This is a genomic window from Rhizobium sp. GN54, from assembly GCF_021026345.1.
Taxonomy (GTDB): Bacteria; Pseudomonadota; Alphaproteobacteria; order Rhizobiales; family Rhizobiaceae; genus Mycoplana.
The window spans coordinates 23,707-38,903 of record NZ_JAJNCZ010000003.1 but is presented as its reverse complement, the minus strand read 5'-3'; the positions used below and the strand labels follow the sequence as shown (position 1 = coordinate 38,903).

Genomic DNA, 15,197 nt, shown 5'->3' with positions numbered 1-15,197 from the left:
ATCCGGCCCTTTGGGCCACCTTCTCCCCGGTGGGAGAAGAGGGAGATCGTGGCGCGGCGCCTTCCCCTTCTCCCCACCGGGGAGAAGGTGGCCGAAGGCCGGATGAGGGGGCCTTCGGACAGGATCAGGCGTTTCCGGAGATGCCCACCCTGGCGGATGGGCCGCGCCCTCCGATCAGGCCGAGATCACCTTGGTATAGGCGTCGAGGGCGGGGCCGTAGTTGGTTTCGTACCAGGCCATGTCGAGGGGGATCTGCTTGGACATGTTGGCCGGATCCACCGGGTTGAGGCGCGCCTGCTCGGGATTGAGCAGGGCGTCGGCCGCCGGGTTGGCCGGACCCTGGCCGAGCATGTCGAACATGATCACCTGCTTTTCGGGAACCTGCGCGGAAGCGATGAACTTCATCGCGTTTTCCTTGCCGCCCGGATTGCCCTTGATCACGCCCATGGCACCCGGCGAGATCAGGCCCTGATCCCAGACGAACTTGATCGTATCGCCGGAATCCTTCTCGATCAGGCTGGCGCGGGTAGACCAGATCAGCGCCATCGAGGCTTCGCCGTTCAGGAGCACCGACTGGCTTTCCGAGCCGCCGCCCCAGAAGGAGACGATGTTGTCCTTGAAGTCGGCGATCTTCTTGTGGGCGCGGTCGAGGTCGAGCGGGTAGAGCTTGTCGGCGGGGACGCCGTCGGCGAGCAGCGCCGCTTCCCACATGCCTGCACCCCACTTGTAGAGCGAGCGCTTGCCGGGGAACTTCTCCACGTCGAAGAAATCGGCCATGCCCGTCGGCACCTTGTCGCCGAACTTCGAGGCGTCGTAGGCGATGATGTAGGAGAAGAAGTAGGAGGAAGCGGCATATTCCCAGCCGAAGCCCGGGCGCATCTTGGCCTTGTCGACGATCGTATAGTCGATCGGTTCCATCATGCCCTTCTTGCCGAGCGCTTCTGCCGAGAAGGGATCGATGTCGACGATGTCCCAGGTGGGCGAGCCGCTTTCGAACTGCGCCTGGACCGCACCCTCCGTCGGGCCGGAGCCGTCCTGCTTGACGGTGATGCCGGTCTCCTCCTTAAAGGGCGCGCCGTAGGCCTTGTCGTAGGCCGTTCCCGCATCGCCGCCCCAGTTGACGAAGACGAGTTCGTCGGCGGCGGCCATGGCGCCCTTGGCCTTCAGCGCGGCCGGCGCGCCGACGATCAGGAACGCGGCGATCTGGGCGAAGCGGCGGCGCGATAGCTCCCCTCGCGCGACCTTCTTCTCCAGGATTTCAAGGCAATCTTTCTCGAAACGGTCAGTCATGTTGTTCACCTCATATTGTTATGATTGGCATGCTTGATTTCGATCGTCCGGATTTCGCCTGAGCGAGCCCGCCAGGCTCCTAGAGGAAGTAGCCCTGCTCCTCCTTCCAGCTGACCCAGGCGTGACTGCCCGGAACGAGGTTCGGCGTCGCGGCGTGCGTCGGCGTTTCCAGCACCAGCGAGGGGCCGGCGTCCACGCGCGCGGCGAAGCGGGTCATCGGTCCGAGATAGGTGACGGTCTCGATCATCACCGGCAGCGCGTTGCCGGCGGCCGGGCGCTCGGCGGAAAGCGCCATGTGCTCGGGGCGGATCGCGAGGTGGGCGGTGGGCGCGCCGGCGGCGCTGGCGATGCGGATCTGCTGCTCGCCGCAGCGGGCCACCGCGCCGTTGCCGTTCATGGCGGCGCCGGCCAGCGGCAGGATGTTGATGTCGCCCAGGAACTCGGCGACGAAGCGGTTGGCGGGGCGCTCGTAGATGTCGCGAGGGCTTGCCACCTGCTGCAGTTTGCCCTGGTTGAAGATCGCGACCCGGGTCGACAGCGCCAGCGCCTCCGACTGGTCGTGGGTGACGAAGACGAAGGTCGTTCCGGTCTCCTGGTGGAGACGCCGGACCTCGTCCTGCATGGAGCCGCGCAGGTTCTTGTCGAGCGCCGAGAAGGGTTCGTCGAGCAGGAGCACGGAAGGGCCGAAGACCAACGCGCGCGCCAGCGCCACGCGCTGCTGCTGGCCGCCGGAGAGATCGGCGGGCCGCTTCTTCTCGTGGCCGCGCAGGCCGACGCGATCGATCATGTCGTCGACGCGGGACTGGATCTCCGCTCCCGGCCGTCCCTGGATCTGCAAGGGAAAGGCGATGTTCTTCTCCACCGACATGTGGGGAAAGAGCGCGTAGCCCTGGAAGACCATGCCGAAGGCGCGCTTTTCCGCCGGAAGGCGGGTGATGTCGGCGCCGTCCTTGAACAGCGTGCCGGATGTCGGCCTGTCGAAGCCGGCGAGGATCATCAGGAAAGTTGTCTTGCCGGAACCGGACGGCCCAAGAAGCGTGAGGAACTCACCGCGGCCGATCGTCAGGGAGATATCGTCGAGGGCGTGGAAGTCACCATAGGCCCTGCCAATTCCCTGAGCGGTCAGTTCAGCCGCCTGCTTCGCGATCTGCATTAGCCGTCCCTCTTTGCGTGAAGACAGTACGAAGCAAGCCCGGCGAGCACAAACAAATTATTTTAGTCCGCTCGGCAAATGGAATTCACCAAAGGAGGCTCGCCTCGCAGTTATACGGCCATCGGCCCTGCGTCATTTTTCATCACCTCTTCCCGGAGCCAGTCGGCAAAGGCGTTGACCGAGGACGTGTCCGCCTTGGCGTCGGAGACGACCAGATAGTAGGCGTTGTTCGACTTGATCTTGATGTCGAACGGGCGGACGAGCATGCCATTGGCCATGGCGCCCCGGCAGATGAATTCGTCGCCCATCGCCACCCCTTGCGCCGACATCGCGGCCGAATAGACGAGGTTCATGTCGGAGAAGGTGATGCCGCTTCGCGAAAGCGCGGGGTCGACGCCGGCGACCGTCAGCCAGTTCTCCCAGTCGGCGTCGTCGACGAGGTGCAGCAGGCAGGCTCTCTGCAGGTCGGCGGGATCGGTGAGGCTCGTCACCTTGTTCAGCAGGACCGGGCTGCACAGCGGCGTGAAGTCCACCTCCTTCAGGAGTTCCACCTGCATGTCGGGCCAGTAGCCGGTGCCGAAGGCGATGAAGACGTCGACGTCCGGGTTGCTCACGTCGTCCAGCCGGTGCGGGGTCTGGATCGTCAGCCGGACGTCGGGGTGCGCCTCGCGGAAATCGGAGATCCTGGCGCACAGCCAGCTCGAGGCGAAGCCGGGGGTGCAGCAGACGTTGATGGTGCCGCTCACGCCCCGGCTGGCGTGGCGGGCGGCCGAGCCCGAAATGGTGTTCAGGGCGCGACGGACGTCGAGCGCGTAGCCCATGCCCTGCTCGGTCAGCTCGATCCGCGTTCCGACCCGGTTCAGGAGCTGGAAGCCGAGGTCGCGCTCCAGCAGCCGCAACTGGTGGCTGACGGCGCTGCGGGTCAGGTTGAGCTCGTCGGCGGCCTTCCAGACGGAGCCGTGGCGGGCGAAGCTGTCGAGTGCCCTCAGGGATTGCGTCGAGGGAAGATGTCTCATGCCGCCGGCTCCATGTCGCCGTTCAATTCGTGAGCAAAGGTGAACGGAATTTGTCGATCGTTGGAAGATATTTCACTTTTTCGGAATTTCGAAGTGCGTTGTAGTGGCCGGCGCAAGGAGAACGACATGCCCCGCTCTGCCGCCCAGTCCCACGCGCTCGATCATCTGGATGCCATGCGTGGCGAACTCTCGGGCTGGACCGCGACGATCTTCGATTTCGGCGAGACCGCATGGCGTGAATATCGCTCGGCCGAGTGGTACGTGCGCACTCTTCGCGCCCATGGCTTCTCCGTCGAGGAGGGGTCCGCCGGCATGCCGACGGCCTTTGCCGCCACGTGGTCGAACGGGCCGGGTCCCTCGATCGGCCTCTATGCCGAATACGACGCCGTGCCCGGAAACTGCCAGGCGGCAGCGACGAACCGGATGCCGCGCGACGGGCTGTCGGTCCATGCCGGCGGTCACACCGATCCGCATTCGGGCCTCGGGATCGCCGGCCTCGGCGGGCTGTTGGCGACGAAGGCGGCGATGGAGCGATACGGCATCGGCGGGACGCTGCGCTTCACCGGCGAGCCGGCGGAGAAAGTGCGCGGGTCCAAGCCGATCCATGCGGCGAAGGGGTATTATGACGGGCTGGATGCGATCCTGTCCTTCCATCCGTTCTACATGCTGCCGATGTGCAACACGGTGCGCTGGGACACGCATTGCGGCGCGGCCTACTCGATGATCTACCGCTTCGTCTGCGACGAGCCGGAGGCGTGGCTACGCGAGGCGCATGACGGCGCGCCGATCCCGCAGTCGCATTCGGCCGTACGAGCGCCGGGGGCGAACGACGCGCTGATGACGATGTACCAGTCGTCCAAGGCCCTGCGCGATTCCATGCTGCCGCATCAGGGAGGCTGGTCGATCAGCGAGGCGATCCTGACGGCCGGACAGGCGACGGCGGACAACCTTCCGGCCGGGCTCGCCGAGATCCAGTACATGATGCGCGTGCCGACCGTCGCCATGGCCGAGCAGGTGACGGCGGTGCTCGACAGAAATGCGCAGGCCGCTGCCGACATGACCGGCTGCCGCTTCGAACGACACTGGGTGTGCAAGTCGCGCCCCGGTCTCGCCAACCATGCGATGGCCGGCCTCGTCTGGGAGGTGATGCAGGACGTGGGCGCGCCGGGCTTCGGCGAGGAGGCCCGCAGCGTGGCGCGTGCGATCCAGAAAAATTGCGGCCTCGAGCCCATGGATCGACCGTTCATCGATGAACTGGAGCAGTTGATTGCGCCGCAGGAGGCGGAGGCGATCCTGCGGCGCGACCTGCCGCCGTCGCAGCGCAATTCGACGTCGGACGACTATACCGACATGTCCTGGCATGCGCCGCTCGCCCGCTTCTATGTCGCCCGTCCGGCGCTGCGGGCGCCTGCCGGATATCGCTATCCGGCCTGGGTGATGAATGCGCTGGGCGGCATTCCCGCGACGATCGACCCGATGGTGACGACTGCCGCCAAGATCCTCGCAAGTTCCGCCCTGCGGCTGCTGGAGGACGAGGCGGCGCGAAAGGCGGCGATGGACGAGTTCCGGGAGCGCACCGGCGGCGGGGTCGGCGGCAGCAGGTGGATCGCGCCGCTTTGCGACTACGACCCGCCGACCGGCTTCCGCTGGCCCGAATATGTCACCACGCCGCGCGGCCGCGACTGGTGGATCCCTTCCCTTTGAACGCCTGGAGAAAACGACGATGACGGCACTGTTCAACGAACCCTTTTCCCTTCAGCGGCGCAATCTCAAGGGCGGCACGGAACGCCTGAAGAACTGGGGCTTCCGCAACGAGATCGACAGGCTGACCGACGTGCTGCTCGGCTCGCCGGCCTATCTTAGGCACATGGCGACATCGTCGCTGTCGCGCAAGCACCTGCGTGAGAACCCCTGCAACATCCAGGTGGCGCAGGCGCAGCACAAGGAACTCGTTTCAGCCTACGAGCATTTCGGCGTCCGCATCCATTGGCACGAGCCGACGCCGGAACTGCCGATGCAGGTCTATTCGCGCGATTCCTCTGTCATGACACCCTATGGTGCGATCATCACCGCGATGTCCCAGCCCTGGCGGCGCGGCGAGAATTATGCGGCGATCCGCACCTATGAGAAGCTGGGCGTGCCCATCTACGACATGGTGACGGCTGGCACCTTCGAAGGCGGCGATTTCAATGTGATCGAGGACGGGGTGGTGCTGATCGGCTGCGGTGGCGCGCGCACCAACGAGGACGGCGCCCGCCAGGTCAAGGACTGGTTCGACAAGGAGGGCTGGGAGACGCGGCTCGCCTTCATCGACGAGTACTACGTGCATATCGACCTGATGGTCGTGCCGATCGCCGAGAAGCTGACGGCCGTCTGCCTCGACTGCACCGATCCGGCGATCGTCACCTGGCTGAAGGACAAGGGCCACGACATCGTCAACGTGCCGTTCCCCGACACGATGGCGCTCGGCTGCAACTTCATGTCGCTCGGCAATGCCAAGATCATCGCGCCGACCTCGAGCAAGGTGCTGATCGAGCAGCTCAAGGCGCGGGGCTTCGAGGTTGCGGCCGTCGACACGGCGGAAATCTCCAAGACGGGCGGCGGCATCCATTGCATGGCGCAGGCGCTTCGTCGCGAGGCCGCCTGAGCCGCAGCGCGGCTATCGCCTCTCCGGATCGATCGTGAAGAGTTCGGTTGCGCGGCCGACGCCGCGCAGCGCGTAGCGGCCGAGCGACACCATCTCGGCGATGCGGTCGTCCGGACACGCCTCCACGAATTCGCGCGACATCAGGACGTCCCTGTCGACCGAGGTGCAGAGCTGCGAGATGCGGCTCACCTGATTGACCGCCGGGCCGACCACGGTGAAATCCAGGCGCGTCTGGCTGCCGATGTTGCCGTAGAGCACCTCGCCGACATGGAGGCCGAGATAGACCTCGGTCGCAGGCATGGCCGCGGCCATGCGCCGGGCATTGAGCGCGCCGAGGTTCCTGTGCACGGTGCGTTCGGTATCGAGTGCCGCCACGCAGTCCGCATGACGGTCGCCGGAGCGGAAGATCGCGAGCACGCCGTCGCCGATCAGCTTCAGCACGCTGCCGCCGTGGTCGTGGATCGCGTCGATGACGAGCCCGGCATAGTCGTTCAGGAAGGGGATGATCTGTTCGGGCTCGGTGCGGTCGGAGATGCTGGTGTAGTTGTGCAGGTCGGAGAACCAGATCACGGCGTCGATCTTCTCCACCGCGCCGCGGCTGATCTGCCCGCTCACCACCTTCCGTCCCGCGTCGCGGCCGAGATAGACGTCGGCGAGCGTGCCGATGATCCTGATCGACGACACGCTTTTGATCGCGAGCGCCAGCGTCGGCACCAGATAGCGCAGGGCGCGAAGGGCGCTTTCGCTGAATCCTTGCGGATCGCGGGTCGTCCAGCTCGAGAACAAGGCGTCCATCTCGCCCACGCGGCCGTTCTCGGTGAAGCGGTGGATCATGGCGATATAGTCGGTGTGCCCGGCCTCCCGCAGCTCGCGCATGTTCGAGAAGTCCGTCGGTGCCCCGCGCAGGAAGGGGCGGTGGATCTCGTCGATGTCCCCCGTCATCAGGTGATAGAAGACCGAGGCGCGCCAGGATTCGAGCGCGCTGCCCTCGGTGCTCGCCTCATATTCGCGGACGGCGTCGGGCACGGGACCGGTGCTCTCCCAATGGAACGCCCGGCCCTCGAAGTCCGGATGCAGGGTATCGATGATCGCAAGGACGCGGTCGATCGGAAGGCCCCTGGCGTTGCAGCGTTCGCAGAAGCCGGTGATGAGGTCCGCCTCGTCGGTGCCCCGATAGCCCTCCTGCGATAGCCAGAGGTTGATGTCGTGCAGGTCGCGATCGTCCATGGGATGTCAACAAAAGCGAGTGATAGATCCTTGACTATGCAGGATTACAGGAAAAATCACCATTGCATATCGATTGGCCGGCGGCCCATGGTTGAGAACCTCAGGAGGGGGAAATGGTCTTCAAGGAAGGGACGTTTCACGGTGAAATCCCCGAGCATTTCGACGGCCCGCATCCGGCCGTGCTGGAAACGGCGGTGGCGGACGCGCTCGCCGCTGCCGGCACGGTCGACCCTTCCGATATTGCCGTGACCTGCGAAAACGGCGTGGTCTACCTGACGGGGCGCGTCGGCTCGGCGGAGGAGATCGCCCGCGCGATCGATATCGCCCACTCGGTGGCGGGCGTGCGCGCGGTCAAATCCAGGCTCGCCGCCGGTTGAGCCCGGCCCTTCATCGTAGCGGGAGCATTGCGGCAGGTCCTTGCGAAATGCTAGTGCAATGCAGCGAGGAGGCTGCGTTGCACCATGCTTGCAGAACGCACGACATATGAGGCGCTCTATAGCGACTTTCGCTGGGAGATCCCCGAGCGGTTCAACATCGGCACGGCGGTCGCCGACCAATGGGCCGCGCGCGAGCCTGATCGCGTCTGTCTCCAGCATTTCTGTCCCGACGGCCATCATCAGAGCCTGACCTACGGCGCGCTTGCCGGACGCTCGTCCGCTTTCGCCGCCGGACTTGCGGCAAGCGGCGTGCGCCGGGGGGATCGGGTCGCGATCCTTCTGCCGCAGGGCTTCGAGACGGTGATCGCCCATGTTGCGCTCTACAAGCTTGGCGCGATCGCGTTGCCGCTGGCGCTTCTGTTCGGCGCGGAGGCGCTGGAGTTCCGGCTGCGGGATGCCGGCGTCAGGGCGATCGTCACCAACACCTTCGGCCGCGAACGGCTGGCCGGCATCCGGGACCGGCTCGAAGAGCTCTCATTGGTGATTTTGATCGACGGTGAGAACGTGGAGGGCACTGTTTCTTTCGAGGCCCTTGAGGCTGCAGGAGGGGCGTTCACGCCGGTCGACAGCAGCCCGGACGATCCGGCGCTGATGATCTACACCTCCGGCACCACCGGGCCGCCGAAGGGGGCGCTGCACGGGCACCGCGTGCTTCTCGGCCACGTGCCCGGCTTCCAGATGCACCACGAGTTCCTGCCGCAGCCCGGCGACCGGATCTGGACGCCGGCGGACTGGGCCTGGGCCGGCGGCCTGCTCAATGCGCTTTTGCCGGCGCTTCTGCTGGGCGTTCCCGTCGTCTCCTCGCCGGGACAGAAATTCGATCCGCACATGGCCTACCGGATCATGGCGGAGATGGACGTTCGCAACGCCTTCATCCCGCCGACTGCACTGCGGCTGATGAAGAGCGTGGAGGAACCGCTGAAGCGCTACCGGCTCAACCTGCGGACAATCGGCACCGCAGGCGAATCGCTCGGGCGGGAAACCTGGGATTGGGTGCGCCGGACACTCGGCATCACGATCAACGAGTTCTACGGCCAGACGGAATGCAACATCGTCATCGGCTCGATCGGCAGTCTCGGGGTGTCGCGTCCCGGGCCGATCGGCAAGGCCGTGCCCGGCCACACCGTCGCCATCATCGATGCCGAGGGGCACACGCTGCCGCCGGGCAGCGCCGGCCAGATCGCCGTCCGCCGGCCGGATCCGGTGATGTTCCTCGGCTACTGGAACAACGAGGCGGCGACGGAGAAGAAGTTCGTCGGCGACTGGATGACGACCGGCGATCTCGGGCGGATGGACGCGGAGGGCTATATCACCTTCATCGGCCGCGACGACGACGTCATCACCTCGTCCGGATACCGCATCGGCCCGAGCGAGGTGGAGGATTGCCTGGCCGGCCATCCGGCCGTCCAGCTTGCCGCCGTCGTCGGCAAGCCGGATCCAGTGCGCACCGAGATCGTCAAGGCTTATGTGATGCTGCGACAGGGGATCCCGGCGAGCGAGGCGCTTGCGGCCGAGATCGGCGCCTGGGTGAAGATGCGGCTGTCGATGCACGAATATCCGCGGGAGGTCGCCTTCGTGGACAGCCTGCCGCTGACGACGTCCGGCAAGGTCATCCGCCGCTTCCTGCGCGAGCGCGCCGTGGCGGAGGCGCAGGCGGCCACCGCCGGCGCCTGAGGTGCCTGAGACCTGCCGCGCGCCTCAGCGCTTGGCGAGCGCGCGGATCTTGTCACGCAGCATGCGGGCCACGTTGCGGGTGTTGCGGTAGAGGTGCAATTGCGTGGCGACCTGGCGGACGTCGCGGTCGCCGTTCTGCTGTAGGCCGATGACGAGCGTTCCCATCTCCTCGCGCTCCTCCCAGAACCGGCTCATCACCGGATGGTCCGGCACGGCGCAACTGTCGGAGCGGACGATGTTGGCATCGTCGAGATGCCATTCCGTCAACTGCGCCACCAGCAGCTTGCCGGGCGAGAAGCGGGCGAAGGCCTCGTCATAGGCCGTCTTCCACGTATAGGCCTCGCCGCCGGCGAGGAAGACGATCATCGAGGCGATCGCCTTGCCGTCGAGGTCCAGCGTATGGATGCGCACGCTGTCGGTCTCGGCGAGGTTGGTGATCGCCTCCCGGGCAAAGGCGGCACGGTAGCGGTCGTTGATCATCGCCGTGCGGCCGCGTCCCTTCCAGCCGGCCGCCTCCAGCAGCAGGAACTGCTCCATCCGAAGGCGGACTTCCGAAGGCTGGCGGGCAACGTGGTAGGAGAGTTCGCCCGTCTCCTCGAGCTTACGCCACTGGCGCTGCAGTTCGCGGAAGTGCTGCGCCGAGATCGCCTGCTTCAGGTAGGTCGGCCCGTCCTGCAGGCTTTCGAGCATGGGCCGCACATAGGTGTTTGCGATCGTCAGCGGCAGGTTGCGGCCGATGGCGACGGCGCGGGCCAGCGCCGCGAAAGCGCCGTTCAGCCGCAGGTCGGGCAGGACCAGAACCGGCGGCAGGCCGTTTCCGGGCCGCGCCAGCGCCTCGAGGAGGTTGTCGATGGTCTCGGCCGCGTCCTCGGTATCGACAAGCGGAGTGCCCAGCGGTCCGAACGGGTTCGACCAGCCGCGGATGATCGCCGTGCCCATGGAGAAGCCGGGTCGTTCGACCGAGAACGGCATCAGGAAGCGGATGCGGCTGCGCCGCTCGTCCTCGTCCCGGATCAGGGAGAGGCGGACGGTGCGATCCTCGAGCCGGGGCATGGCGGGCGCGAGGAAGCGGCCGGTGAAGAAGACGTTCGGCTCCAGTGCCCGGTTGGCGAGGTAGTCGAGTTCCTGCTGCAACTCGTAGCCGGCCATCGCCGGATAGAGGGAAAGTGACCGTCCGGGCCGGCCGACGGCGATGCGGTGCTCGGCCGGCGGCGCCTGCGGTGCGGCCAGATGGGACGCGCCCTGCGGTGCCCCAACGCCCTCGCTGCCGGATCCATTGATGAAGGTCATGTCAGTCTGCCTTGTCGTGGCGTGTCGCGGCGCTGATCGGCGCGGCGAACGCGAAAATGGTGATGCCCAGCATGCGGCGGACGGCGGCGAAGAGCAGGGCTGCCTCGAGCGCCATGGCGCCAGCCGTCGCGACGGCGGCGCCGTCGATGCCGAAGGGCGGGATGAGGGCGATGTTGAGGCCGATGTTGGCGGCGAGCGCAACCGCATAGAGCCACATGCACAGCTTCTGCTGGCCGGCCATGGTCAGGAGCACCTCGCCGGGGCCGACGGCGGCCTTGGCGAGGATGCCGGCCAGCAGGATCACCATGACGCCGTAGCCGGCGGTAAAGGCCGGCCCGAACAGGGACAGCAGGAAATCGCCCACGAGCAGTACGGCGAGGCCGACGGCCAGCGACGGCCAGAAGCTCCAGCGGACGGTCTCGCCGGCAAAATGCGCCAGCCCGGTGCGGTCGCCCTGCCCGTAGAGGGCGGAAAAGCGCGGTGCTGCGGCTGCCTTGACGGAAAAGAGGACGAAGTGGACGAGCGCCATGGTCTTGGCGGCGGCGTAGTAGATCGCGACGCTCTCCGGATCGAGGACCAGTCCGACCACGATGACGTCGGAATTGGTCAGCAGGAAGCCGAAGCCCTCGATCAGGAAGATCGGCAGGGCCACCCGGATCCAGAGGCCGAATTCGAGGCGGCGCGGCCCGTCCAGATAGGCGCGGCGAAGCCTTTGGCCGACATTGAAGAACTGCACGACCGAGGTGAGGTAGGTGGCCGCCAGGGCCGCGGCCATGGCGGTGACCGCCGTATGCGGCGCGCCGAGGAGAACGGCCGCGACGAGGAAGACGAGAATGAGCAGCGGACGGACGAGGTAGGTCGGGCTCAGCGCCACGACGGCCCAGCTGTGCGCGCGCGCCGTGCCCTCCAGCACATCGCCGAGCGCGATCATCGGCAGGCAGAAGATGCCGAGATAGACGGGCACCACGTAGTAGCTCTCCAGGTGCGCGGAGAACAGCCACAGGCCAAGCAGGCCGGCCAGCGCCAGCAGGGTGGAGGATAGGATCGAGAACGTGTGGGCCGCAGCCGTCAGTCCACGGATCTCCGCATGGGCGCCGTGGGCGCTGTATTGCGGCAGGAAGCGCACGACGGTGGAATGGAAGCCGAGGCAGGAGAGATTGCCGAAGATGACGACGAGGACCCAGACGAAGACGAAGATGCCGTATTCGAACTCGCCCATCATGCGGGCCATGATGATCTGGGAGACGAACGCGATCGCAGCGCTGGCGACGCGGATGACGAAGGCGATCAGCGCCATGCGCTGGGCGAGATTGTGCGGATCGTCGCCGGCAAGGATCTCGCCGAGACGGCGCGTCAACGGGGCCACCTTGCGGCGCAGACCGTTTGGCAGCAGTTTTTCTGCCGACTGAATCACCGCCATGAACACAGCTACCCGGACAATCACGCAATACGCACGCGGCAGTCTTGCCAGATCAGGGTTAACAAAGCGTGGGCGGGGTTTGCCAGGAGCGGCGGGTGCGGGCGCGCCGGGCTTCGGTCGCAGGGGATCCCGTCCGCCCCCGGAAACGACGATGCCGCCCGAAGGCGGCATCGCTCAACGCTCATATCGGCCGACCAGGATCAGGCCTGCTCGAATACGCCGTGGCAATGCTTGTATTTCTTGCCCGAGCCGCAGGGGCAGGGTTCGTTGCGGGCGACCTTGCCCCAGGTGGCGGGGTCCTGCGGGTCGCGGTCCTCCGGGTTGACGCCGACGGCCATGAAACCGCCTTCGCCAAAATCGTCCTCGCCGGTGGTGCCGTCGATGTGATGGCCCTCCATGACGGGCAAGGCGGGGGCCGGAGCCTCGGCCGCCTCACGGACGAGCTCGACGCGCATCAGTTGCGCGGTGACCGTCTGGCGCAGGTTCGCCAGAAGCGCCTGGAACAGCTCGAAGGCCTCGCCCTTGTATTCCTGCAGCGGGTCGCGCTGGGCATAGCCGCGGAACCCGATGACGGAACGCAGGTGGTCGAGATTGACGATGTGCTCGCGCCAGAGATGGTCGATGGTCTGCAGCACCACGGACTTCTCGACATAGGCCATGATCTGCGGGCCGAAGCGCTCGGTGCGCTCGGCGGCGGCCTGGTCGGCAGCAGTCCGGACACGCTCGAGGATATCGGCCTCGTCGATGCCTTCCTCGGCCGCCCACTGTTCGACCGGCAGGTCGAGATTGAGGTACTGGCCGACGCCGTTCTTCAGGCCGGCGACGTCCCACTGCTCGGCATAGGCGTTTTCGGGAATGTGCAGCTTGACGAGGTTCTCGATCACCTCGTGGCGCATGTCCTCGACGATCTCGGTGATGCTCTCGGCATCCATCAGTTCGAGCCGCTGCTCGAAGATGACCTTGCGCTGATCGTTCAGCACGTCGTCGTATTTCAGGAGATTCTTGCGGATGTCGAAGTTGCGCGCCTCGACCTTCTTCTGCGCCCGCTCCAGTGCCTTGTTGATCCAGGGGTGGACGATCGCCTCGCCTTCCTTGAGGCCCAGCTTCTGCAGCATGCCGTCCATGCGGTCGGAGCCGAAGATGCGCATCAGATCGTCCTGAAGCGACAGGTAGAACTTGGAGCGTCCGGGATCGCCCTGGCGGCCGGAACGGCCGCGCAGCTGGTTGTCGATGCGCCGGCTTTCATGGCGTTCCGTCGCAAGGACGAAGAGGCCCCCGGCGGCGAGCGCCTTTTCCTTGAGCTGCTTCACTTCCTCGGTGATCGCCTGCTTCCGGGCCTCGCGCTCGGGACCGGCCTCCATGTCGGCGAGCTCACGCTCCAGCCGCATTTCGAGGTTGCCGCCGAGCTGGATGTCGGTGCCGCGGCCGGCCATGTTGGTGGCGATGGTGACGGCGCCGGGCACGCCGGCCTGGCTGACGATATAGGCTTCCTGCTCGTGGTAGCGGGCGTTGAGGACCTGGAAGTCCTTGACGCCGGTCATCTTCAGGCGCTCGGCGAGATATTCCGACTTCTCGATCGAGGTCGTGCCGACCAGGATCGGCTGGCCGCGCCTCTGCGCGTCCTTGATCTCCTCGATGATCGCCTTGTACTTCTCCTCGACGGTCCGGTAGACCTCGTCGTCCTCGTCCTTGCGCTGGATCGGCAGGTTGGTCGGGACCTCGACGACCTCGAGGCCGTAGATGTTGCCGAATTCCTCGGCTTCCGTCGCCGCCGTGCCGGTCATGCCGCCAAGCTTTTCGTACATGCGGAAGTAGTTCTGGAAAGTGATCGAGGCGAGCGTCTGGTTCTCGGGCTGGATCTGCACCTTTTCCTTGGCTTCCAGCGCCTGGTGCTGGCCTTCCGAATAACGGCGGCCGGGCATCATGCGGCCGGTGAACTCGTCGATGATGACAATCTCGCCGTTGCGGACGATGTAGTCCTTGTCGCGGGTGAAGAGCTTGTGGGCCTTCAGCGCGTTGTTAATGTGATGGACGATCGCGACGTTCTCGACGTCGTAGAGCGATTCGCCCTTCAGCAGCCCGGCCTCGCGCAGCAGGTTCTCGAGCTTCTCGGTGCCGACTTCGGAGAAGTTCGCCGAACGCTGCTTCTCGTCGATCTCGTAGTCTTCCTCCGACAGCATCGGGATGAAGGCGTCGATGGTGATGTAGAGATCGGAACGGTCGTCGAGGGGGCCGGAAATGATCAGCGGCGTGCGCGCCTCGTCGACGAGGATGGAGTCGACTTCGTCGACGATCGCGTAGAAGTGGCCGCGCTGGACCATCTGGCCCCGATCGTACTTCATGTTGTCGCGGAGATAGTCGAAGCCAAGCTCGTTGTTGGTGGCGTAGGTGATGTCGCAGGCATAGGCCTCGCGGCGCTGGTCGTCGTCGAGGCCGTGGACGATGACGCCGGTCGACAGGCCGAGGAAGCCGTAGATCTTGCTCATCATGCCCGCATCGCGCGTGGCCAGGTAGTCGTTGACGGTGACGACGTGGACGCCTTTGCCGGCAAGCGCGTTGAGATAGACCGGCAGGGTGGCTACCAGCGTCTTGCCTTCGCCGGTCTTCATTTCGGAGATCGACTTCTCGTGCAGGATCATGCCGCCGATCAGCTGGACGTCGAAGGGGCGAAGCCCGAGCGCGCGGACCGCGGCCTCGCGTGCAACGGCAAAGGCGGGTACGAGCAGGTCGTCCAGCGTCTTTCCTTCGGCAAGCTCCTTACGGAACTCCGCCGTCTTTGCGGCCAGTTGCTCGTCGGAAAGCGCCTTTGTCTCGGCTTCGAGGGCATTGATGGCGGCGACCCTGTCCTTGTAGGAGCGGACGCGGCGCTCGTTTGACGAGCCGAACAGTTTGCGGGCGAGACCGCCGAGGCTGACCATCAGGATGGTCCTTTCTTCTCTGTCGCAGGCGTTTCGGGGCGCCAACGATGATGCGTGCAAAGCCGTGAAACGCCCGGAAACGTTCTGGACGCGGGATTGCGTGACAGATAAGAGGGGGGTCGAAT

11 protein-coding genes are annotated in these 15,197 nt (G+C 65.8%); 4 read left to right on the top strand and 7 right to left on the bottom strand.

Annotation, left to right across the window (positions count from 1 at the left end):
* Window positions 1-174: 174 nt before the first annotated feature.
* The 3 genes from LQK81_RS09460 to LQK81_RS09450 all read right to left on the bottom strand — a co-directional run bounded on the left by LQK81_RS09460 (window position 175) and on the right by LQK81_RS09450 (window position 3,459).
* On the bottom strand, window positions 175-1,290 hold the full coding sequence (locus LQK81_RS09460; protein ID WP_230805724.1) for an ABC transporter substrate-binding protein: 1,116 nt from the start codon (window positions 1,288-1,290) through the stop codon (window positions 175-177).
* Between the two features lie 79 nt (window positions 1,291-1,369).
* Window positions 1,370-2,443 carry an ABC transporter ATP-binding protein gene (locus LQK81_RS09455; protein ID WP_230805722.1) on the bottom strand — a complete coding sequence of 358 codons (1,074 nt, stop codon included), beginning with the start codon at window positions 2,441-2,443 and terminating at the stop codon, window positions 1,370-1,372.
* 110 nt (window positions 2,444-2,553) lie between these two features.
* Window positions 2,554-3,459, bottom strand: coding sequence for a LysR substrate-binding domain-containing protein (locus LQK81_RS09450; RefSeq protein ID WP_230805720.1), 906 nt, complete (start codon window positions 3,457-3,459; stop codon window positions 2,554-2,556).
* A 126-nt stretch (window positions 3,460-3,585) separates the two neighbouring features.
* Between LQK81_RS09450 and LQK81_RS09445 the strand changes: the two genes are divergently transcribed.
* Together LQK81_RS09445 and LQK81_RS09440 are read left to right on the top strand one after the other, a co-directional pair.
* Complete coding sequence (locus tag LQK81_RS09445) at window positions 3,586-5,163, top strand: amidohydrolase (protein ID WP_230805718.1); 1,578 nt, start codon at window positions 3,586-3,588, stop codon at window positions 5,161-5,163.
* Window positions 5,164-5,182: 19 nt separating this feature from the next.
* Window positions 5,183-6,106, top strand: coding sequence for a dimethylarginine dimethylaminohydrolase family protein (locus tag LQK81_RS09440; protein ID WP_230805716.1), 924 nt, complete (start codon window positions 5,183-5,185; stop codon window positions 6,104-6,106).
* Window positions 6,107-6,118: 12 nt separating this feature from the next.
* Here the strand turns inward: LQK81_RS09440 and LQK81_RS09435 are convergent, their stop codons facing one another.
* Complete coding sequence (locus LQK81_RS09435; protein WP_230805714.1) at window positions 6,119-7,333, bottom strand: adenylate/guanylate cyclase domain-containing protein; 1,215 nt, start codon at window positions 7,331-7,333, stop codon at window positions 6,119-6,121.
* A gap of 113 nt (window positions 7,334-7,446) precedes the next feature.
* On the opposite strand from LQK81_RS09435, the gene LQK81_RS09430 reads away from it, so the two are divergent.
* Entirely contained in the window at window positions 7,447-7,710 is a 264-nt protein-coding gene (locus LQK81_RS09430) for a BON domain-containing protein (RefSeq protein WP_230805712.1), read from the top strand.
* Window positions 7,711-7,794: 84 nt separating this feature from the next.
* Window positions 7,795-9,444, top strand: coding sequence for an AMP-binding protein (locus tag LQK81_RS09425; RefSeq protein ID WP_230805710.1), 1,650 nt, complete (start codon window positions 7,795-7,797; stop codon window positions 9,442-9,444).
* Between the two features lie 24 nt (window positions 9,445-9,468).
* Here the strand turns inward: LQK81_RS09425 and LQK81_RS09420 are convergent, their stop codons facing one another.
* The 3 genes from LQK81_RS09420 to secA form a co-directional block, all read right to left on the bottom strand.
* Window positions 9,469-10,734 (bottom strand): GNAT family N-acetyltransferase, encoded by a 1,266-nt coding sequence (locus tag LQK81_RS09420; protein ID WP_230805709.1) that lies wholly within the window; start codon window positions 10,732-10,734, stop codon window positions 9,469-9,471.
* A 1-nt stretch (window position 10,735) separates the two neighbouring features.
* Window positions 10,736-12,154: a lipopolysaccharide biosynthesis protein gene (locus LQK81_RS09415; RefSeq protein WP_230805707.1), complete on the bottom strand. Its 1,419-nt coding sequence runs from the start codon at window positions 12,152-12,154 to the stop codon at window positions 10,736-10,738.
* A gap of 200 nt (window positions 12,155-12,354) precedes the next feature.
* Window positions 12,355-15,072: a preprotein translocase subunit SecA gene (secA, locus tag LQK81_RS09410; RefSeq protein WP_230805705.1), complete on the bottom strand. Its 2,718-nt coding sequence runs from the start codon at window positions 15,070-15,072 to the stop codon at window positions 12,355-12,357.
* Window positions 15,073-15,197: the final 125 nt, after the last annotated feature.

Bases quoted from the DNA above. Each gene is read 5' to 3' on its own strand.
- LQK81_RS09460 (WP_230805724.1), bottom strand. From the start codon at position 1,290: ATGACTGACCGTTTCGAGAAAGATTGCCTTGAAATCCTGGAGAAGAAG.
- LQK81_RS09455 (WP_230805722.1), bottom strand. From the start codon at position 2,443: ATGCAGATCGCGAAGCAGGCGGCTGAACTGACCGCTCAGGGAATTGGC.
- LQK81_RS09450 (WP_230805720.1), bottom strand. From the start codon at position 3,459: ATGAGACATCTTCCCTCGACGCAATCCCTGAGGGCACTCGACAGCTTC.
- LQK81_RS09445 (WP_230805718.1), top strand. From the start codon at position 3,586: ATGCCCCGCTCTGCCGCCCAGTCCCACGCGCTCGATCATCTGGATGCC.
- LQK81_RS09440 (WP_230805716.1), top strand. From the start codon at position 5,183: ATGACGGCACTGTTCAACGAACCCTTTTCCCTTCAGCGGCGCAATCTC.
- LQK81_RS09435 (WP_230805714.1), bottom strand. From the start codon at position 7,333: ATGGACGATCGCGACCTGCACGACATCAACCTCTGGCTATCGCAGGAG.
- LQK81_RS09430 (WP_230805712.1), top strand. From the start codon at position 7,447: ATGGTCTTCAAGGAAGGGACGTTTCACGGTGAAATCCCCGAGCATTTC.
- LQK81_RS09425 (WP_230805710.1), top strand. From the start codon at position 7,795: ATGCTTGCAGAACGCACGACATATGAGGCGCTCTATAGCGACTTTCGC.
- LQK81_RS09420 (WP_230805709.1), bottom strand. From the start codon at position 10,734: ATGACCTTCATCAATGGATCCGGCAGCGAGGGCGTTGGGGCACCGCAG.
- LQK81_RS09415 (WP_230805707.1), bottom strand. From the start codon at position 12,154: ATGGCGGTGATTCAGTCGGCAGAAAAACTGCTGCCAAACGGTCTGCGC.
- secA (WP_230805705.1), bottom strand. From the start codon at position 15,072: ATGGTCAGCCTCGGCGGTCTCGCCCGCAAACTGTTCGGCTCGTCAAAC.